20 protein-coding genes are annotated in these 17,602 nt (G+C 72.0%); 7 read left to right on the top strand and 13 right to left on the bottom strand.

The annotated features are described in order from the left end of the window. Positions 1-50 precede the first annotated feature (50 nt). The gene (locus ACIP4Y_RS15740) at positions 51-635 is read left to right on the top strand and encodes a Uma2 family endonuclease (protein WP_401393084.1); all 585 of its coding nucleotides are present in this window, start codon (positions 51-53) and stop codon (positions 633-635) included. Positions 636-642: 7 nt separating this feature from the next. On the opposite strand, the gene ACIP4Y_RS15735 is transcribed toward ACIP4Y_RS15740, so the two are convergent. Beyond that, positions 643-1,563: an AEC family transporter gene (locus ACIP4Y_RS15735; RefSeq protein WP_401393081.1), complete on the bottom strand. Its 921-nt coding sequence runs from the start codon at positions 1,561-1,563 to the stop codon at positions 643-645. 80 nt (positions 1,564-1,643) lie between these two features. On the opposite strand from ACIP4Y_RS15735, the gene ACIP4Y_RS15730 reads away from it, so the two are divergent. Then, a complete protein-coding gene (locus ACIP4Y_RS15730; protein WP_401393078.1) occupies positions 1,644-2,030 on the top strand; it encodes an STAS domain-containing protein in 387 nt (128 codons plus the stop codon). On the opposite strand, the gene ACIP4Y_RS15725 is transcribed toward ACIP4Y_RS15730, so the two are convergent. Together ACIP4Y_RS15725 and ACIP4Y_RS15720 are read right to left on the bottom strand one after the other, a co-directional pair. Next, positions 1,914-2,927, bottom strand: a complete 1,014-nt coding sequence (locus tag ACIP4Y_RS15725) for a sigma-70 family RNA polymerase sigma factor (protein WP_401393075.1) — start codon at positions 2,925-2,927, stop codon at positions 1,914-1,916. The two genes, ACIP4Y_RS15730 and ACIP4Y_RS15725, sit on opposite strands and share 117 nt — an antisense overlap. A 149-nt stretch (positions 2,928-3,076) precedes the next feature. After that, positions 3,077-4,360, bottom strand: coding sequence for an MFS transporter (locus ACIP4Y_RS15720; protein WP_401393072.1), 1,284 nt, complete (start codon positions 4,358-4,360; stop codon positions 3,077-3,079). A 63-nt stretch (positions 4,361-4,423) separates the two neighbouring features. On the opposite strand from ACIP4Y_RS15720, the gene ACIP4Y_RS15715 reads away from it, so the two are divergent. Next, complete coding sequence (locus ACIP4Y_RS15715; protein ID WP_401393070.1) at positions 4,424-5,377, top strand: LysR family transcriptional regulator; 954 nt, start codon at positions 4,424-4,426, stop codon at positions 5,375-5,377. Positions 5,378-5,389: 12 nt separating this feature from the next. Here ACIP4Y_RS15715 and ACIP4Y_RS15710 read toward each other — a convergent pair whose 3' ends face one another. Further along, complete coding sequence (locus ACIP4Y_RS15710; RefSeq protein ID WP_358642140.1) at positions 5,390-6,151, bottom strand: alpha/beta hydrolase; 762 nt, start codon at positions 6,149-6,151, stop codon at positions 5,390-5,392. A gap of 134 nt (positions 6,152-6,285) precedes the next feature. Here ACIP4Y_RS15710 and ACIP4Y_RS15705 point away from each other — a divergent pair, with 134 nt between their 5' ends. After that, the gene (locus tag ACIP4Y_RS15705) at positions 6,286-7,449 is read left to right on the top strand and encodes an adenosine deaminase (protein WP_401393066.1); all 1,164 of its coding nucleotides are present in this window, start codon (positions 6,286-6,288) and stop codon (positions 7,447-7,449) included. Positions 7,450-7,600: 151 nt separating this feature from the next. Beyond that, positions 7,601-7,984 (top strand): ATP-binding protein, encoded by a 384-nt coding sequence (locus ACIP4Y_RS15700; RefSeq protein ID WP_401393063.1) that lies wholly within the window; start codon positions 7,601-7,603, stop codon positions 7,982-7,984. Between the two features lie 73 nt (positions 7,985-8,057). Here ACIP4Y_RS15700 and ACIP4Y_RS15695 read toward each other — a convergent pair whose 3' ends face one another. The 5 genes from ACIP4Y_RS15695 to afsQ1 form a co-directional block, all read right to left on the bottom strand. Continuing rightward, positions 8,058-8,258, bottom strand: coding sequence for a PspC domain-containing protein (locus tag ACIP4Y_RS15695; protein WP_358642146.1), 201 nt, complete (start codon positions 8,256-8,258; stop codon positions 8,058-8,060). Positions 8,259-8,364: 106 nt separating this feature from the next. Then, positions 8,365-8,928 (bottom strand): VanZ family protein, encoded by a 564-nt coding sequence (locus ACIP4Y_RS15690; RefSeq protein ID WP_401393060.1) that lies wholly within the window; start codon positions 8,926-8,928, stop codon positions 8,365-8,367. 95 nt (positions 8,929-9,023) lie between these two features. Beyond that, positions 9,024-9,623, bottom strand: coding sequence for a hypothetical protein (locus ACIP4Y_RS15685; RefSeq protein ID WP_401393057.1), 600 nt, complete (start codon positions 9,621-9,623; stop codon positions 9,024-9,026). Beyond that, positions 9,620-11,209, bottom strand: a complete 1,590-nt coding sequence (locus ACIP4Y_RS15680) for an ATP-binding protein (RefSeq protein WP_401393054.1) — start codon at positions 11,207-11,209, stop codon at positions 9,620-9,622. The genes ACIP4Y_RS15685 and ACIP4Y_RS15680 overlap by 4 nt, the downstream gene beginning before the upstream one ends. Then, the gene (afsQ1, locus tag ACIP4Y_RS15675; RefSeq protein ID WP_189888718.1) at positions 11,206-11,883 is read right to left on the bottom strand and encodes a two-component system response regulator AfsQ1; all 678 of its coding nucleotides are present in this window, start codon (positions 11,881-11,883) and stop codon (positions 11,206-11,208) included. Before afsQ1 ends, ACIP4Y_RS15680 begins: the two co-directional genes overlap by 4 nt. A 242-nt stretch (positions 11,884-12,125) precedes the next feature. Between afsQ1 and ACIP4Y_RS15670 the strand changes: the two genes are divergently transcribed. Further along, positions 12,126-12,860, top strand: coding sequence for a SigE family RNA polymerase sigma factor (locus tag ACIP4Y_RS15670; protein WP_401393051.1), 735 nt, complete (start codon positions 12,126-12,128; stop codon positions 12,858-12,860). A gap of 148 nt (positions 12,861-13,008) precedes the next feature. Here the strand turns inward: ACIP4Y_RS15670 and ACIP4Y_RS15665 are convergent, their stop codons facing one another. Then, positions 13,009-13,644 carry a uridine kinase gene (locus ACIP4Y_RS15665; RefSeq protein ID WP_401393048.1) on the bottom strand — a complete coding sequence of 212 codons (636 nt, stop codon included), beginning with the start codon at positions 13,642-13,644 and terminating at the stop codon, positions 13,009-13,011. 127 nt (positions 13,645-13,771) lie between these two features. Here ACIP4Y_RS15665 and ACIP4Y_RS15660 point away from each other — a divergent pair, with 127 nt between their 5' ends. Next, positions 13,772-14,176, top strand: coding sequence for a hypothetical protein (locus ACIP4Y_RS15660; protein WP_358642156.1), 405 nt, complete (start codon positions 13,772-13,774; stop codon positions 14,174-14,176). Positions 14,177-14,267: 91 nt separating this feature from the next. Here the strand turns inward: ACIP4Y_RS15660 and ACIP4Y_RS15655 are convergent, their stop codons facing one another. Genes ACIP4Y_RS15655 through deoC form a run of 3 tightly spaced genes read right to left on the bottom strand, consistent with a single transcriptional unit; the run spans position 14,268 to position 17,541 of the window. Further along, positions 14,268-15,152 (bottom strand): aldehyde dehydrogenase family protein, encoded by an 885-nt coding sequence (locus tag ACIP4Y_RS15655; protein WP_358642158.1) that lies wholly within the window; start codon positions 15,150-15,152, stop codon positions 14,268-14,270. Further along, positions 15,145-16,575 (bottom strand): aldehyde dehydrogenase family protein, encoded by a 1,431-nt coding sequence (locus ACIP4Y_RS15650; protein ID WP_401393044.1) that lies wholly within the window; start codon positions 16,573-16,575, stop codon positions 15,145-15,147. The genes ACIP4Y_RS15655 and ACIP4Y_RS15650 overlap by 8 nt, the downstream gene beginning before the upstream one ends. Before the next feature lie 6 nt (positions 16,576-16,581). Then, the gene (gene deoC, locus ACIP4Y_RS15645) at positions 16,582-17,541 is read right to left on the bottom strand and encodes a deoxyribose-phosphate aldolase (protein WP_401393926.1); all 960 of its coding nucleotides are present in this window, start codon (positions 17,539-17,541) and stop codon (positions 16,582-16,584) included. Between the last annotated feature and the right edge of the window lie 61 nt (positions 17,542-17,602).

The raw sequence follows: 17,602 nt of genomic DNA, 5'->3' as shown, positions 1-17,602 counted from the left end.
CGGTCCCGTTCGGCATGCTGGGATCGGTGACGCACCGATAGGAGACCGCCATGAGCGCACTCACCGTCAGCCAGGACTCCGACCAGAACTGGGACGACCTCGTCCGGTACTGGGAGGAGATGGAATGGCCCGAGGGCAGCAAGGTGGAGATCATCGAGGGGATCATCACCGTGTCACCTGCTCCCGCGTCCCGTCACAACGTGATCGCGGAACGTATCCAGCGTCGCCTCTACTCCGTGATCCCCGAAGACTGGGGGATCTTCCAGACACTGGCCATCGCCGTGCCATCGCGTCTGGGCATGCTCATCCCGGATCTGTTGGTGGCACCCGTGCGGGAATGCGCCGAGGCCGACTCCCACATCCCCGCCGCCCTCGCCGAACTCGTCGTCGAGGTCACCTCCAGGTCCAATGCCGGCCACGACCGCGTCAGCAAGCCCGCTGCTTACGCCACCGCCGGCATCCCGCTGTACCTCCTGGTCGACCGCTGGGCGCCCGGCGGACCCACCGCAACGCTCTACGGCGAGCCCAAGGGCGAGGTCTACCGCGTGCTCTCCGCAGTGAAGTTCGGTGACCCGATCAGGCTGCCGGAGCCGTTCAGCCTCACCATCGACACGAGCGAGTTCCCCGTCGAGTGACCCGGCGTCAGCCCAGCACCGCCGCCACCCCCACCAGCACCGGAACCGACACCGCTGTCGACAGGAGCACCGACTCGCGGGCCAGGGACTCGGCGACCCGGTAGCGGCTGGCGTAGGTGAAGAGGTTCTGGGCGCCGGGCAGGGCCGCGGTCACCACCACGTCCAGGAGTGTGGCGCCGTGCAGGCCGAAGACGCCCCGCGCCAGCACCCAGGCCACCAGCGGCTGGCCCAGCGACTTCAGTGTGACGGACAGCAGGACCAGCCGGCTGTCCCGCCCCCGGCCGGGTGCCGGGTTGCCGTGCAGGGACATGCCGAAGGCCAGCAGGGCCGCCGGGACGGACATGCCGGCGAGCGCGGTCAGCGGATTCAGGAGCGGACCGGGCAGCTGCCAGCCCGCCGCCGACACCAGCACCCCCGACAGTGAGCCCACCGCGATCGGGTTCCGCAGCGGAGTCAGCAGGCGCCGCCCCACCGTCCCCTTCTCGCCCGTCCCGGACAGGTCCAGCACGGTGAGCGCGACCGGTGTGACCAGGACGACCTGGAAGAGCAGCACCGGCGCCACCAGGGACGCGTCGCCCAGGACGTACGCGGCGATCGGGATGCCGAGGTTGCCCGAGTTGACGTACCCCGAGCACAGCGCGCCGATCGTCGTACGGCCCACGCCCCACTGCCGCACCGCACCGACCGCGACGAAGACCCCCGCGACGACGGCCGTACTGAGCGCCGTCACCAGCAGCCGGCTGGAGAAGAGGACCGACAGGTCGGCCCGGGCGAGCGTGGTGAACAGCAGAGCCGGGCCCGCCAGCGTGAAGGCCAGCCGCGTCAGCACCTCCCCGCCCTGCGCGCCGAGCGTCCCGCGCCGCCCGAGCACATAGCCCACCCCGATGACGACCGCGATCACCGCGAACCCGCTCAGCACCCCCGCCACAGGGCCAACCCTGCGAGGAAGCAGGGGCACCGGTCAATGTGATCTCCGGCGCCCGGAGACACGGTGAGCCCGCGCCCGCGATGAGTTCCGCCCGCCCCGCCGGTCTACCGCACGTGGATGCCGAGACCCCCGCCGTGCTGGTGCTGCCCGGGCCCGTTCGCCGGGACGAGGTGCCCGGGCTGTGTGCCCGGGTGCGGGCCCTGCTGGAGGGCGGCGGAGCCGGGGTGGTCGTCTGCGACGTGGGCGGGCTCGGGCCGCCGGGGCTGGTGGCCGTCGACCTGCTGGCCGGGCTGGAGCTGACCGCCCGCCGGGCCGGCGGGCGGATCCGGCTGCGGGACGCCGACCCCGCGCTACACGCCCTTCTCGATCTCGTCGGGCTCCGCTTCCAGGTGGAGGGGCAGGTCGAAGAGCGGGAACCACCGCTGGGTGTCGAGGAAGCAGTGGAAACCGGTGATCCGGCCGTCTGAGATCTCCAGCACCTGCACCGCCCACGGGGTGAACCCGCCGTTCTCCGGGTCCGGCTTGTAGTGCGCGAAGCCCGGCAGGCCGTTGGCCCGGACCGGCAGCAGCCGGGAGCCGGCGCAGGAGGCACCGAGGGTGGTCATGAAGCCGGTGATGTCGGCGGTGCCACGCAGCCACAGGTCGAACGGCGGCATCGTCATGACGGCGTCCTCGTGCAGCAGCGCCGTCAGCGCCGTCATGTCGTAGCCCTCGAAGGCCTTGACGTACCGCTCCAGCAGCTTCTGCTGCTCCTCGTCCAGCGGGTCGGACACCGCCCCCTCGGCGCCCGTGTCCCCGCGCTCCGCGAGCGTGGCCCGGGCCCGCTGCAGGGCGCTGTTCACCGACGCGACGGTGGTGTCCAGCAGCTCGGCCACCTCGCTCGCCTTCCACGCGAGCACCTCGCGCAGGATCAGCACCGCCCGCTGCCTGGGCGGCAGCTGCTGGAGCGCCGCCATGAAGGCCAGCCGGATCGACTCCTTGGCGACCGCCGCCTCCGCCGGGTCCTCCACGGTCGGCAGCACGCGCGCGTCCGGCATCGGCTCCAGCCAGGTGTTGTCCGGGCGCGGCGAGAGCGCCGCCTGCGCGAGCGGGGTGGAGTCCGTCAGGTCCATGGGCCGCGCCCGCTTGTTGCCCGCCGTCAGCATGTCCAGGCACACGTTCGTCGCGATCCGGTACAGCCACGAGCGCAGGCTGGAGCGGCCCTCGAACTTGTCGTAGCTCCGCCAGGCCCGCACCAGGGTGTCCTGCACCGCGTCCTCGGCCTCGAAGGAGGAGCCGAGCATCCGGTAGCAGTACCCGGTCAGCTCGGTCCGGTGCTTCTCCAGTGCGACGTCGAGATCCGGCGTCGCCGTGCTGTTGCCCATCGTCCACCCACCCCTGTGGCCGTCCCTGTTGGCGCGCCTTCGCGCCCAGCACCTTGGAAGCTACCGCAGCCCACTGACAATGGCCCCCGGAGTCTGAAAAAGCCCAGCTCAGAGCGGTTGCTGTACGGGAATGAGCGGCGTGCGCCGGTTCAGTGCGCGGCCACCGGCCCCCGCCGGGCCGCCACCCGGGCCGCCCGGGAACCGAGGACGGTGATCGTGACGACACCCAGGATCGCGAGGAGGCCGACGCCGACCGTGCCGGTCCAGCCGTCCGCGTGGAAGGCCAGCGCGCCGACCGTGCTGCCGACGCTGGAGCCGATGTAGTACGCCGACTGGTACAGCGCCGACGCCTGGGCGCGGCCGCGCGTGGCCGTCTTGCTGACCGCGGAGGACGCCACCGCGTGCCCGGCGAAGAAGCCCGCCGTGATCAGCACCAGGCCCAGCAGGACCAGCGGCAGCGAGGGCGTCAGGGACAGCAGCAGCCCGCCCGCCGTCGTACCGCCCGCCAGGTACAGCGAGCCCCGGCGGCCGAACCGGCCCACCAGCCGGCCCGCCGTGGACGCGGACACCGTACCCACCAGGTAGACCAGGAAGATCGAGCCCACGATGCCCTGCGGCAGCCCGAACGGCGCGGACGTCAGCCGGTAGCCGATCACCGTGTAGACACCGCCGAACACCGTCATGAACAGCGCGCCGATCGCGTACAGGCGGCGCAGCAGCGGGTCGGCGAGGTGACCGCGGACGGTACCGAGCAGGACCCGCGGGCGCAGCGAACCCGCCGCGAAGTGCTTCGGCGCCGGCAGCAGCAGCCGGAACGCCACCGCGCACGCGACCGCGAGCGCGCCGATCACTCCGACCGAGATCCGCCAGCCCCACTCCTGCGCGACCCAGCCGGTGATCACCCGGCCGCTCATGCCGCCGACGCTGTTGCCGGCCACGAACAGCCCGATCGCCGTGACCAGCGCCTTCGGCCGCACCTCCTCGGCCAGGTAGGCCTGCGCCGAGGCCGGCAGCCCGGCCAGCGCGGCACCCTGCACCGCCCGCAGCACCACCAGCGCGCCGAGCGACGGCGCGAAGGGCACGAGCATGCCGACCGTGACGGCGACGGCCAGCGAGGCGGTCATCACCGTACGGCGGCCGAACCGCTCCGACAGCGCGCTCATCGGCAGGACGAACAGCGCCAGCCCACCGGTCGCGGCGGCCACGGTCCAGCTCGCCTCGCTCGCCGCGACCCCGAACTCCCCGGAGATCAGCGGCAGCAGGGCCTGGGTGGAGTAGAGCAGGGCGAAGGTCGCGACTCCGGCGAGGAAGAGGGCGAGGCTCATCCGGCGGTAGCCGGGGCCGCCCGGGGTCAGCCGGGAGTCGGAGTCGGGAGCAGGGACGGGCGAGGCGGCGCCCACGCGGGTGGACGCCCCGGTACTGGCGGGAGACATGCCTCGACCGTACGTACGACCTCTTTCATGCGTCCAATGCATGGAACGGCGATAATCGTTCCCATGGCGCATCAGCAAAGCTCACAGGCTCGTCTGTCACCGTCCGGTGACACAGAAGACATGGCGCTGTTGCTCGCGCCGCGGCTCGCGTACTTCGCCGGCGTGGCCCGCACGGAGCACGTCACCCGGGCCGCGCAGGAGCTGAACGTGCCGCAGTCCACCCTGTCCCGCGCGATGGCCCGCCTGGAGCGGGACCTGGGCGTCGACCTCTTCGCCCGGCACGGCCGCACGGTCTCCCTGACCACCGCCGGCCGCACCTTCCTCGCCTCCGTCGAGCGGGCCCTCGGCGAGATCGAGCGGGCCGCCGAGGAGGTCCGCGCGGACGCCGACCCGGCCACCGGCAAGGTCGCCTTCGGCTTCCTGCACACCATGGGCGCCGAGACCGTACCCGGCCTGCTGCACGCCTTCCGCGCCGACCACCCGCGCGTCCGCTTCAGCCTGGTGCAGAACTACGGCGAGGCGATGCTCGAGCGGCTGCGCGCCGGCGAGCTGGACCTCTGCCTCACCTCACCCGTTCCCGACGCCCCCGACCTGGTCGCCCGCCGCCTCGACGAGCAGAAGCTCCGCCTGGTCGTGCCCGCCGACCACCGACTGGCCGCCCGCCGGCGCATCCGCCTGGCCGAGGCGGCCGAGGAAACCTTCGTCACCCTCGAACCCGGCTACGGCCTGCGCCGCATCACCGACGACCTGTGCCGCGAGGCCGGCTTCAAACCCCGCATCGCCTTCGAGGGCGAGGAGGCGGAGACCCTGCGCGGCCTGGTGGCGGCGGGTCTCGGGGTGGCCCTCCTGCCACCCCCGACCGTCCCCCGCCCGGGCGTGGTGGAACTGACGGTCACGGCCCCGAGAGCGGCCCGCGAGATCGGCGTGGCCTGGCTGGCCGACCGCCCGGACACACCCCCGGTGGCCGCGTTCAAGAAGTTCCTGCTCTCCAGGAGGGGCAACCTGCTGCCCGCCTAGGGGTCCCGGGCCCTACCGCTTCAACGACTTTCCGAACCCCGCGGCCAACGGCATCCGGAGCCCGATCGGCGGCGGCGCGGCCAGCGCGTCCTCCACGGGGCGGGACACGCAGTGCCCGAACAGCGCGCCCATGGCGAAATCCACCGCCAGGCACACCACCTCGTCCCGGTAGCCCTGCAACCCGTGTCCGTCGGAGTGCACTTCGAACCGGCACACCTCCCGGTTCACCTTCTTCGCCCGTGCCGCGAAGCGGAAGGACAGCTCGGGATCGGTCCGTTCGTCGTTCGTGCCGTGGGCGATCAGCACGCGGCGTCCCACGAGGTGCTTCACCGGCTCGGCGGGCGCGGCGACGTCCTCCTCCGGCAGCCAGGGGGCGAGGGCCACGACGGAGTTGACGGCCTCGTGGCCGCCGGACCGGAGCGCCGCGCGGCCGCCCATGCCGACGCCGGCCAGGCAGACGGGAACGTCCCCGTACCGTCGTACCACCTCGTCGGCGGCCCACTCGGCGTCCGCCGCGAGATGGGCCTGGGTGCCGTTCCAGCCGCGGTAGCGGTAGTGGACGGGATGCACGGCCAGCCCCTCGGACCGGCCCGCGCGCGCCAGGGCGCGGCCCAGGGAGCGCAGCAGGCTCATCGACCGGACGGGGGACGGCCGGCGGGCGGAGACCTCCTCTCCGCCGGGGAGCAGCAGCACCGCTCCGCTCACCGACGTCGGCTCCGGGCCGACTGCCTTCCCCAGCCTGGCCGTTCGGACCGGCGTCGCTTGCTGTCCCATGACAGAACAGTCTCAGAAGGCGCGGTGTACGAAACCCGTCCGGGGGGTCACCTTTGCGTATCGACGGAAAAGCGCCGGAAAACAGCCGCCGCGCACACCGGGCCTTCTACGCGCGTAGGCGTTAGAGTGCGGAAATGACGAGCCAGACCGCACCGACCGGGAACGCCCCCACCACGGACCAGATCCGCCGGGCGCCCAAGGTACTGCTGCACGATCATCTCGACGGCGGACTGCGCCCCGGCACCGTCGTCGATCTCGCCCGCGAGAGCGGCTACGCCGAGCTTCCCGAGACCGACCCGGACAAGCTGGGGATCTGGTTCCAGGAGGCCGCCGACTCCGGCTCGCTGGAACGATATCTGGAGACCTTCCGGCACACCGTCGGTGTCATGCAGACCCGCCATGCCCTGGTCCGGGTCGCCCGGGAGTGCGCCGAGGACCTCGCCGAGGACGGCGTCGTCTACGCCGAGGTGCGCTACGCGCCCGAGCAGCACCTCGACGGGGGCCTGACCCTGGAAGAGGTGGTCGAGGCCGTCAACGAGGGGTTCCGGCAGGGGGAGCGGCTGGCCCGGGAGAACGGCCGGCGGATCCGGGTCGGCGCCCTGCTGACCGCCATGCGGCACGCGGCCCGCTCCCTGGAGATCGCCGAACTCGCCAACCGCTACCGGGACGCGGGCGTGGTCGGCTTCGACATCGCGGGCGCCGAGGCCGGCTACCCGCCCACCCGGCACCTGGACGCCTTCGAGTACCTCAAGCGGGAGAACAACCACTTCACCATCCACGCCGGGGAGGCCTTCGGGCTGCCGTCCATCTGGCAGGCGCTGCAGTGGTGCGGCGCCGACCGGCTCGGCCACGGGGTGCGGATCATCGACGACATCGAGGTCCGCGAGGACGGCTCGGTCAAGCTGGGCCGGCTCGCCTCCTACGTGCGGGACAAGCGGATCCCGCTGGAACTGTGCCCCAGCTCCAACCTGCAGACCGGGGCCGCGCCCTCCTACGCCGAGCACCCCATCGGACTGCTGCGCCGGCTGCACTTCCGGGCCACCGTGAACACCGACAACCGGTTGATGTCGCACACCACCATGAGCCGCGAATTCGAGCACCTCGTCGAGGCGTTCGGTTACACGCTCGACGATCTCCAGTGGTTCTCCGTCAATGCGATGAAATCAGCGTTCATTCCTTTCGATGAACGACTCGCGATGATCAATGACGTCGTCAAGCCCGGATACGCCGAGCTGAAATCCGAATGGCTGTTCCGGCAGACCGCGTCTACCAGCGGTTCCGGGGGTTCGGAGGCGTAGTCACCCGGCGTTTCCCGGCCCGGAAAACGGACGCACTTTCACAAGGCGCCCGCATTTCGCTGTTTGCGGCGGGTGGCCTGGGATGTTTACGGTCGTGGACCGCTCAGATCGTTCGTGATCTCCCGTCTCCGCATGCAAGGACGCATTCACCATGAAGCAGTCTGCTGCCAAGACCCTCGGTGTCGCCGCCCTCGGCGCCGCCTTCGCCGCCGCCGGTGCGGGCGCGGCCAGCGCGGCCCCGGCCAGCCCCAACGCCGGCCAGACGCTGGACACCGTCACCAGGACGCTGCCGCCCGAGCAGGTCATCGAGGCACTGCCGGACAGCGGCGCCGTGAAGACGCTGAAGCCCGTGGCCAAGCGCGGTGTCGCCACGGCGATGCCGGCCGTCGGCAAGGGGGCGTCCGCCGCGCGGCCTGTCGCCGAGAGCGTCGTCGCCAAGGGCCCGACCAAGCCGGTGGCCGGCCTGCTGGGCGGGCTGCCGCTGAAGGGCCTGCCCACGCACGGCGTGCCGATCAACGGGATCCCGGTCGGCTGACCCCGGTCCTCCCTACTGCGCGGGGCGCTCCGGTATGTCCGGATGCGCCCCCGTGGCGTGTCCACGCCCGCGTTCACCAGGCCGTACGGGCCTTGTCCTCGGACGGCATCAGCAGCCACAGCGCTATGTAGAGCAGGAACTGCGGGCCCGGCAGCAGGCAGGACACCAGGAAGATCACTCGCATCGTGGTGGCCGAGGTGCCGAAGCGCCGGGCCAGTCCTGCGCAGACTCCGCCGATCATGCGGCCGTGGGTGGGGCGGGTAAGGGCGCTCATGTCGGCTCCTCCGTGGTCGTCGGCTCGTCCGAGCCGGTGGCGGGGCCCCGGTGGGACCCCTCACTTGTCTTCCACAGTACGGAGACGAAGAGGACGAAGCGTCCCTCTACGGGGCGATCCCGACCCTGGGAATCGTCGGGGTACGGCCCTGAGACAGCTCCTCCTGGACGGTGACCGCCGGCCCGGCCGCCCCGGGTTCCCGCGCTTCCCGCCGCCGCAGCCAGGCCCGGCCCGCCGGTACGACGGCCAGGTGGGCCAGGATGACGCCCGCCGTGTTCAGCAGCAGCGAGTCGACGTCCACGACGCGGCCGGGTACGCCGGTCTGCAGCAGCGCGATGCCGAGGGAGATCAGGGCGCCGGCCGCGGCCGTACGGAGCAGGGACGCCAGCGGGGAGACGCAGAGCCTGCCGTGCGCCGCCGGCAGCAGCACGCCCAGCGGCGCGAGCAGCGCGAGTCCCTCGCCGAGGGGTCTGACCGCGTGCGGCCAGCCCAGCGCCAGGTCGGCCCGGATACCGGCCAGCGGGCGCAGGTTCGGGGGCGTGACCCAGGGGACGTCCAGCGGGCGCAGCATCAGCCAGGCGACGAGGGCGAGGTGTGCGACGAGGAGGACACCCCCTGTCACACGGACGTTGATCGCGGCGCTGCCGCCGATGGAGCCTTGACGCTGCACGACCCCCTAGACGCGGGGGCCGGCGTGATTGGTTCCGCCACGGAAGCTTTTGCCCTGGGCCCCGTGCCGCGGCGGAGCGGCACGACCGCCCGCAGCTAGGTGGTCACCTCGCTGGACGGTGGCTGGGTGCTGCCCGGGTGGTCGCGGAGCTCGTCCGTGCACTCGTAGCGGCGCAGGGGGTCCGGGGCGGGGCCGCCCAGGATGACCGAGCCGTCGTCCTCGGTCGCCGCCGAGTCGGACAGGGTGCACACCAGCTGGGCCAGCGCGTAGGAGGTGAGACGCGAGGGCGCCGTGCTCAGGCGCAGGGTCTCCTCGGGGTCCTTCGGGCGGGGTCCGGTCACCCCGAGGCCGCCCGGTACGTACGTCGTATAGCCCGCGGAGCGCTCCGCGGGCGAGGGCTGCTTGGCGAGCTGGTCCAGCAGCCCCTGCGCCACGATCACCCGGCGCCGGGCGTCCGCGGTGCCCTCCGGGACCGGCACGGTCCGGTCGACGGCCACCAGGGACGCCCCGCACAGCAGGAAGACCTGAACCGGCACCCCGTGCGCGGACTGCACGGACTCGTCGGGCCCGGCCAGCGAACACGGCACCCGGGAGGGCGCCGCCCCGAAGTCGGTCGGCACCTCCGTGGCCCGGATGCCGCAGCCGGTGAGCAGCACGCCCAGGAGGGGCAGCGCCAGCAGCCGTCGTACGGTCATGACCCCTCCTCTCCTGAACTGTCCGTGTCGGTCCTGCTGTCCTCGGCGTCCCCGCCGCCCTCCTCGGTGAGCCGTGAGGCGTCCCGTGGCAGCCGCAGCGTGAACACCGCGCCGCCCTCCGGGGAGTTGGCCGCGGTGATCTCGCCGCCGTGGATGTGGGCGTTCTCCAGGGCGATGGACAGGCCGAGCCCGCTGCCCTCGGAGCGCGGCCGGGAGGCGCTCGCCTTGTAGAAGCGGTCGAAGACGTGCGGGAGGACGTCCTCCGGGATGCCGGGGCCGTGGTCGCGGACCTGGATCTCGATCGAGTCGTCCGTCTCCCGGACCGACACCCGCACCGGCGAGCCGCCGTGCTTGAGCGCGTTGCCGATCAGGTTGGCGAGGATGACGTCCAGGCGGCGCGGGTCCAGCTGGGCGTGGATGCCGCGCTCGGCGTCCAGCTCGACCGCGTCCAGCCAGGCGCGGGCGTCGATGCAGGCGGTGATCTGGTCGGCGATGTCGACGTCGTCCAGGACCAGCCGGGCGGTGCCCGCGTCGAAGCGGGTGACCTCCATCAGGTTCTCGACGAGGTCGTTCAGCCGCCGGGTCTCGCTGACCACCAGCCGGACGGCCGGCTCGATCATCGGGTCCATGCTCCCGGTCTCCGCCTCCAGCTCCTCCTCCAGCACCTCCGTGACGGCGGTGATGGCGGTGAGCGGCGTGCGCAGCTCGTGCGACATGTCGGCGACGAACCGGCGGGACGCCTCGTCCCGCGCGGCCATCTCCGCGACCCGCTGCTCCAGCGCCTCGGCCGCGTTGTTGAACGTCCGGGACAGGTCGGCGAGTTCATCGGTGCCGGAGACCCGAAGCCGGGTGTCCAGCCTGCCCTCGCCGAGCCGCCGCGCGGCCACCCCGAGCCGGTGCACCGGCTTCAGCACGGTTGTGGCGGCGGCCTGCGCGAGCAGCGCGGCCCCGATCAGCGCGAGCCCGGTGGCGATGCCCAGCGACCAGGCCAGCGAGTTGAGGTCCTTGGCCTCCGGCTCCAGGGACTTCGCCATGTAGCCCGTGGGACCGCCGCCGATCACGCGCGTACCGGCCACCAGGTAGGGCGTGCCGTGGTCCACGACCCGCTGCCAGTACAGGTGGTACGGCTCCTTGTTGGTGCCGGTCACCTTCTGCCGCTTGGTCACGGCGGCGCGCAGCGACTCGGGCACGTCCTCCAGGGCGAAGCCGTTGATGCCGCCCGAGTTGCCGTACACCGTCTTGCCGTCGGCGTCCTCGGCGACCAGCAGCACGCTGAAACGCTGGCTGCTGGCGGCCATCTGGCCCGCGGCACGCTGCAACTGGTCCTGTGTCGGATGCTCAGGCAGCGCGCCGGCGCGGTTCTGCATCTCCTGCCGGAAGTCGCGCAGCACCGCGTCCTGGGCGCGGGTGAGCACCGCCTCCCGGTTGAGCCAGTAGGCGATGCCCGACGCCGACACCGCGGCGGTGAGCGCGACCAGCGCGAAGACCACCACCAGGCGCAGCCGGAGGCTGGTGAACCGCAGCCGCGACAGACTTCCCTTGCGCCCCGCGGCCCAGCCGCGCAGCCCCCCTTGCGTATCGGTCACTGAGGCGCGTCCAGGCGGTAGCCGACACCACGGACGGTACGGATCAGCGTCGGGGACGACGGCACGTCCTCGACCTTGGCGCGCAGCCGCTGCACACAGGCGTCGACCAGGCGCGAGTCACCGAGGTAGTCGTGCTCCCACACCAGCCGCAGCAGCTGCTGCCGGGACAGCGCCTGACCGGGCCGCCGGCTCAGCTCCAGCAGCAGCCGCAGCTCGGTCGGGGTCAGCTGGAGGTCCTCGCCGTTCTTCGTGACGGTCATGGCCGACCGGTCGATGACGAGGTTGCCGAAGGCCGCCGAGTCGCTGGACTCGCGCTCGCCGCGCCGCAGCACGGCCCGGATCCGGGCGTCCAGCACCCGTCCCTGCACCGGCTTGACGACATAGTCGTCGGCGCCCGACTCCAGGCCGACCACGACGTCGATGTCGTCGCTGCGCGCGGTCAGCAGGATGATCGGCAACTGGTCCGTGCGCCGGATGCGCCGGCACACCTCGAACCCGTCGATGCCGGGCAGCATCACGTCCAGCACGATCAGGTCCGGCCGCTGTTCGCGCAGCAGCTTCAGACCGTCCTCGCCGCTGGCAGCGGTGGCCACCCGGTGTCCCTGGCGCGTCAGGGAGAGCTCCAGGGCCGTACGGATGGCGTCGTCGTCCTCGATCAGCAACAGGGAAGGCACGGGCTCATTCTGGCCCATGGAGGGGCCGCCGTACGACCTGCCGGCACCAGGCCGTCCCTACCGTCGTCACCTGTGCACCGTCTGTGACGCGCCTGGGCCGGACCCCTGTGACAGGTCTGTGACAGTCGGCGGACACGGCGATGAAGTCACCCCGGCAGTCTTTTGGGCACGGGCCGGACGGGGGAGCCGGAGACCGGCCCGGCAAGACCGAATCACCGGAAGTCCACGACGGGGAGCGCGAGATGAACACGCTGCACAGCATCAGCACCAGCGCAGTGGTCACGCGTCTGCACGACGTGCACCGGGGATCCGAGAAGTCCGGTGCCGTGAGCGGGCGGGGGTGCGCTCGCGGCACCGGGCGTCAGCACACCGCCTACATGACGGTGGTTGACGCACGGGGGGAAACTCACGGGGGAGCCGCGTACGGGGAGGACCCGGGGGAGCGTCGTTCGCTGACCGAGGCGGAGTTCACCGCCTACGTCCAGGAGCGCCGCGCCTCCCTGTACGCCACCGCCTACCACCTGACCGGTGACCGCTTCGAGGCCGAGGACCTGCTGCAGAGCGCGCTGTTCTCGACGTACAAGGCGTGGGACCGGATCAGCGACAAGGCGGCGGTCGGCGGATACCTCCGCCGCACCATGACCAACCTGCACATCAGCGCCTGGCGGCGCCGCAAGCTCAACGAGTACCCGACCGAGGAACTGCCGGAGACGCCCGGAGAGACGGACGCGATGCGCGGCACCGAGCTGCGCGCGGTCCTGTGGCAGGCGCTGGCCCGGCTGCCCGAACTCCAGCGCACCATGCTGGTCCTGCGCTACTACGAGGGCCGCACGGACCCGGAGATCGCGGACATCCTCGGCATCAGTGTCGGCACGGTGAAGTCGAGCATCTGGCGTTCGCTGCGCCGGCTGCGCGAGGACGAGGTCCTCAGCTTCGGCCGTGACCAGGAGGACGCCTTCGGCGAGCTCGTCGCCTGAAGGCCGGGGGGAAACGGGGGAGCAACGGGGGAAACACGGGGGACCACTGGGGGGTGGGCCTTCGGGGGAACGGGGGAACGGGGGAAGAACGGGAACGGGACTGGCAGGCCGGGGGGCCCTGCCGGTCCCGTTGCCGTGCGTACGGGCGTTACGCCGCCGTCTCCTGCCGTACCCGCCGGCCCGTCGCCGCTGCCGCCAGCCGGCCCAGCGCCTCGTCCCGGTCGCACGGATGCGCGCCGAGGGACACCTGGCGGGCGACGATCGCGCGCTCGGCCCGCATCAGCCGCCAGCCGCGGCGCAGCAGGAACGGCACCGACTTGCGGCCCTCCTTCAGATCGCGCAGGAAGCGCCGCCGGAAGGTGGTGACCGGGCCGCGGGTCAGACACAGCGCGTCCGCCAGCACGCCCAGGTCCCGGCAGCGCTCGACGATCTCCGCGGCGAAGATGCCCTCCGCGATGAAGAGCGGGGTACGGCCGATGTGCAGGGTCTCCTCGCCGGTGCGGGCGCTCAGCGAGAGGTCGTACACCGGCACCGGGGTCGAACCCGTCGCGCACAGCCGGGTGATGGCCTCGACCGCGACGTCCGCGTCCCACGACTCCGGGTGGTCCCAGTCGATGTCCGAACTCCCCTGCACCAGGGGCAGAGTCGGGTCGTCACCCTCCTTGTAGAAGTCGTCCAGGCGCAGCACGGGGAGCCCGGAGCGGGCGGCGACGAGTGACTTGCCCGAGCCCGAAGGGCCGCACAGCAGCACGACACGGGCGGGGACCGGAGGATGAAGGCTCACGGAACACCAGTTTGACGCATCGGGGGCGCCCTGCCGACCCCGCGGGTCGGCTTTTGAGCGTGAGTCTCACCTCAACTACCCTGTGTGTCGATCCTCTTACCCTGCGCACCAGAAGGTGGCACCAGCGATGGCCCGACACACCTCTCCCGAGCACCCCGCCGCGCAGCGCGCCCTGATCACCCTGGTGGCCGCCGGAGCGGCCCTGGGCGCGGGCGCGGCCACGGCGTCCGCCGACTCGATCCCCGCCGGTCTGGGCGTCAACCACCGCCCCATGGACGTCGGCCGCATCGACCCGCAGTCGGGCCTGCGCGCCACGACGGGCATGGTCCACTACGTCACCGGCCCGGTCGCCGCCCTCAAGCCCAACCCGCTCGCGGGCACGGGCGTGGACCCGCTGGACAACGGGGTGGGCACCCAGCTGGCCGACTTCAAGCCGGTCGGCTCCCAGACGCTGACCCGCCCCGTGGCCCAAGCGCCGTCCGTGGGCAGCATGCCGGTGCTGGGACAGGCCCTCGAGGCCCTGGGCCACTGACAGCGCCCCCGGAGGGGCGCGGGGAACTGCGCGACGAGCCGCTGCGAACCCGCAGCCGGCGAACCGCAGCAGTTCCCCACCCGGGATCCCGTCAGTAGGAAGAGCCCGACGCGCCCAACGACCCCGTCGGGTGCCACACGGTCTTCGTCTCCAGGAACGCCGTCATCCGCTCGGTCCCCGGCGTCTCGAAGTAATCCACAGCCTGTGGACGCAGCACCCGCTTCAGATTGTCGGCCGCCGCGATCTCCAGCTCCTTCGCCAGCTCCTCGTCCGCGCCCGCGAGGTCGATCGCGTTGACGTCCTGGTGCGCGGCGAGCGGCGCCGCGATCTCCGCCGTCCGGCCGGACAGCACGTTGACCACACCGCCCGGGACGTCGGAGGTGGCCAGCACCTCGCCCAGGGACAGGGCCGGCAGCGGGGCCTTCTCGGAGGCGACCACGACCGCCGTGTTGCCGGTGGCGATCACCGGCGCCACCGCCGACACCAGGCCGAGGAAGGACGACTCCTGCGGGGCCAGGACCGCGACCACGCCGGTCGGCTCGGGGGAGGAAAGGTTGAAGTACGGGCCCGCGACCGGGTTGGCGCCGCCGATCACCTGGGCGATCTTGTCGGTCCAGCCGGCGTACCAGACCCAGCGGTCGATCGTGGCGTCCACGACCGCGGCCGCCTTCGACTTCGACAGGCCCTCCGCGTCCGCCACCTCCCGGACGAACTGCTCCCTGCGGCCCTCCAGCATCTCCGCGACGCGGTAGAGGACCTGGCCCCGGTTGTAGGCGGTCGCGCCGGCCCAGCCGCCGAACGCCTTGCGCGCGGCCACGACCGCGTCACGGGCGTCCTTGCGGGAGGACAGGGGAGCGTTGGCCAGCCACTTGCCCTTCGAGTCCTGCACCTCGTACACCCGGCCGCTCTCGGAACGCGGGAACTTCCCGCCGACGTACAGCTTGTAGGTCTTGAAGACAGACAGTCGGTCAGACATCGAGGTACGCCTCCAGGCCGTGGCGGCCGCCCTCGCGGCCGAAGCCCGACTCCTTGTAGCCGCCGAAGGGCGAGGCCGGGTCGAACTTGTTGAACGTGTTGGACCAGACGACACCGGCGCGCAGCTTGTTCGCGACGGCCAGGATGCGCGAGCCCTTCTCGGTCCAGATGCCGGCCGAGAGGCCGTACTGGGTGTTGTTCGCCTTGGCGACCGCCTCGTCCGGGGTGCGGAAGGTGAGGACCGACAGCACCGGGCCGAAGATCTCGTCGCGGGCGATGGTGTGGGCCTGGGTGACGTTCGTGAACAGCGTCGGGGCGAACCAGTAGCCGCTCTCGGGGAGGGCGCAGGCCGGCGACCAGCGCTCGGCGCCCTCCGCCTCGCCCTGCTCGGCCAGCGCGGTGATCCGGGCCAGCTGCTCGGCCGAGTTGATCGCACCGATGTCGGTGTTCTTGTCCAGCGGGTCGCCGAGGCGCAGCGTGGACAGGCGGCGCTTGAGGGAGTCCAGCAGCTCGTCCTGGATCGACTCCTGGACCAGGAGCCGGGAGCCCGCGCAGCAGACCTGGCCCTGGTTGAAGAAGATGCCGGTGACGATGCCCTCGACGGCCTGGTCGACGGGGGCGTCGTCGAAGACGATGTTCGCGCCCTTGCCGCCCAGTTCGAGCGTGAGCTTCTTGCGCGTGCCCGCGACCGTGCGGGCGATCTCCTTGCCCACTGCCGTGGAGCCGGTGAACGCCACCTTGTTCACGTCCGGGTGCGCGACCAGCGCGGCGCCCGCGTCGCCGTAGCCCGGAAGGATGTTGACGACACCCTTGGGCAGCCCGGCCTGGCGGCAGATGTCCGCGAAGAACAGGGCGGACAGCGGGGTGGTCTCCGCCGGCTTCAGCACGACCGTGTTGCCGGTCGCGAGGGCCGGGGCGATCTTCCACGCCAGCATGAGGAGGGGGAAGTTCCAGGGGATGACCTGGCCGGCCACGCCGAGCGGCCGCGGGTTTGCGCCGAAGCCGGCGTGGTCGAGCTTGTCGGCCCAGCCCGCGTAGTAGAAGAAGTGCGCGGCGACCAGCGGGAGGTCCGCGTCGCGGGTCTCCTTGATCGGCTTGCCGTTGTCCAGCGTCTCCAGGACGGCCAGCTCACGGCTGCGCTCCTGGATGATCCGGGCGATGCGGAACAGGTACTTGGCGCGCTCGGAGCCGGGCAGCGCCGACCACTTCTCGAACGCCCTGCGGGCCGCCTTCACCGCACGGTCGACGTCCTCGGCGCCCGCCTGGGCGACCTCGGAGAGGACCTCCTCCGTGGACGGCGAGACGGTCTTGAAGACCTTGCCGTCGGCGGCCTCGGCGAACTCACCGTCGATGAACAGGCCGTAGGAGGGCGCGATGTCGACGATCGCGCGGGACTCGGGGGCGGGTGCGTACTCGAAAGCCATGGGGGATCAGTCCACCGTCACGTAGTCGGGACCGGAGTAGCGGCCGGTGGCCAGCTTCTGGCGCTGCATCAGCAGGTCGTTCAGGAGCGAGGAGGCGCCGAAGCGGAACCAGTGGTTGTCCAGCCAGTCCTCGCCCGCCGTCTCGTTGACCAGCACCAGGAACTTGATCGCGTCCTTGGTGGTGCGGATGCCGCCGGCCGGCTTGACGCCGACCTGGACGCCGGTCTGGGCCCGGAAGTCGCGGACCGCCTCCAGCATCAGCAGGGTGTTGGCCGGGGTCGCGTTCACCGCGACCTTGCCGGTGGAGGTCTTGATGAAGTCGGCGCCGGCCAGCATGCCGAGCCAGGAGGCGCGGCGGATGTTGTCGTACGTCGACAGCTCGCCGGTCTCGAAGATGACCTTCAGGCGGGCGCTGTCCCCGCAGGCCTCCTTCACGGCGACGATCTCGTCGTACACCTTCAGGTACTTGCCGGCGAGGAACGCGCCCCGGTCGATGACCATGTCGATCTCGTCGGCGCCGGCGGCGACGGCGTCCCGCACGTCGGCCAGCTTCACGTCGAGCGCGGCACGGCCGGCCGGGAAGGCGGTGGCGACGGAGGCGACCTTGACGCCGGAACCGGCGACGGCCTCCTTGGCGACGGCCACCATGTCGGGGTAGACGCAGACCGCGGCCGTCGTGGGGGTCGTACGGTCCGTGGGGTCGGGGTGGACCGCCTTGGCGCCGAGCGCCCGGACCTTGCCCGGGGTGTCCGCGCCTTCCAGCGTCGTCAGGTCGACCATCGAGATGGCGAGGTCGATGGCGTACGCCTTCGCGGTGGTCTTGATGGAACGGGTGCCGAGAGACGCGGCGCGCGACTCCAGGCCGACCGCGTCGACGCCGGGCAGCCCGTGGAGGAAACGGCGCAGCGTGCTGTCGGACGCGGTGACGTCCGAGAGAGCGTGAGCTGTGGGTGCGGTAGTGGGCATGGTCACCAGACGAGCATATCTACGCGCGTAGCGGCTGTACACCCCCGCTGCTCGTCCTGGG

It is taken from the genome of Streptomyces sp. NPDC088810, from assembly GCF_044750305.1.
In the GTDB taxonomy this organism is placed as follows: domain Bacteria; phylum Actinomycetota; class Actinomycetes; order Streptomycetales; family Streptomycetaceae; genus Streptomyces.
Note: the sequence above shows the minus strand (reverse complement) of the source record. Positions and strands in the feature narration are given on the sequence as shown.

Excerpts from the sequence above, each read along its gene's own strand:
- ACIP4Y_RS15670 (WP_401393051.1), top strand. The coding sequence starts at position 12,126 with ATGAACACGCTGCACAGCATCAGCACCAGCGCAGTGGTCACGCGTCTG.
- ACIP4Y_RS15725 (WP_401393075.1), bottom strand. The coding sequence starts at position 2,927 with ATGGGCAACAGCACGGCGACGCCGGATCTCGACGTCGCACTGGAGAAG.
- ACIP4Y_RS15685 (WP_401393057.1), bottom strand. The coding sequence starts at position 9,623 with ATGACCGTACGACGGCTGCTGGCGCTGCCCCTCCTGGGCGTGCTGCTC.
- ACIP4Y_RS15650 (WP_401393044.1), bottom strand. The coding sequence starts at position 16,575 with ATGGCTTTCGAGTACGCACCCGCCCCCGAGTCCCGCGCGATCGTCGAC.
- ACIP4Y_RS15655 (WP_358642158.1), bottom strand. The coding sequence starts at position 15,152 with ATGTCTGACCGACTGTCTGTCTTCAAGACCTACAAGCTGTACGTCGGC.
- ACIP4Y_RS15720 (WP_401393072.1), bottom strand. The coding sequence starts at position 4,360 with ATGTCTCCCGCCAGTACCGGGGCGTCCACCCGCGTGGGCGCCGCCTCG.
- ACIP4Y_RS15740 (WP_401393084.1), top strand. The coding sequence starts at position 51 with ATGAGCGCACTCACCGTCAGCCAGGACTCCGACCAGAACTGGGACGAC.
- ACIP4Y_RS15715 (WP_401393070.1), top strand. The coding sequence starts at position 4,424 with ATGGCGCATCAGCAAAGCTCACAGGCTCGTCTGTCACCGTCCGGTGAC.
- ACIP4Y_RS15705 (WP_401393066.1), top strand. The coding sequence starts at position 6,286 with ATGACGAGCCAGACCGCACCGACCGGGAACGCCCCCACCACGGACCAG.
- ACIP4Y_RS15710 (WP_358642140.1), bottom strand. The coding sequence starts at position 6,151 with ATGGGACAGCAAGCGACGCCGGTCCGAACGGCCAGGCTGGGGAAGGCA.
- ACIP4Y_RS15700 (WP_401393063.1), top strand. The coding sequence starts at position 7,601 with ATGAAGCAGTCTGCTGCCAAGACCCTCGGTGTCGCCGCCCTCGGCGCC.
- ACIP4Y_RS15730 (WP_401393078.1), top strand. The coding sequence starts at position 1,644 with ATGAGTTCCGCCCGCCCCGCCGGTCTACCGCACGTGGATGCCGAGACC.
- deoC (WP_401393926.1), bottom strand. The coding sequence starts at position 17,541 with ATGCCCACTACCGCACCCACAGCTCACGCTCTCTCGGACGTCACCGCG.
- ACIP4Y_RS15695 (WP_358642146.1), bottom strand. The coding sequence starts at position 8,258 with ATGAGCGCCCTTACCCGCCCCACCCACGGCCGCATGATCGGCGGAGTC.
- ACIP4Y_RS15660 (WP_358642156.1), top strand. The coding sequence starts at position 13,772 with ATGGCCCGACACACCTCTCCCGAGCACCCCGCCGCGCAGCGCGCCCTG.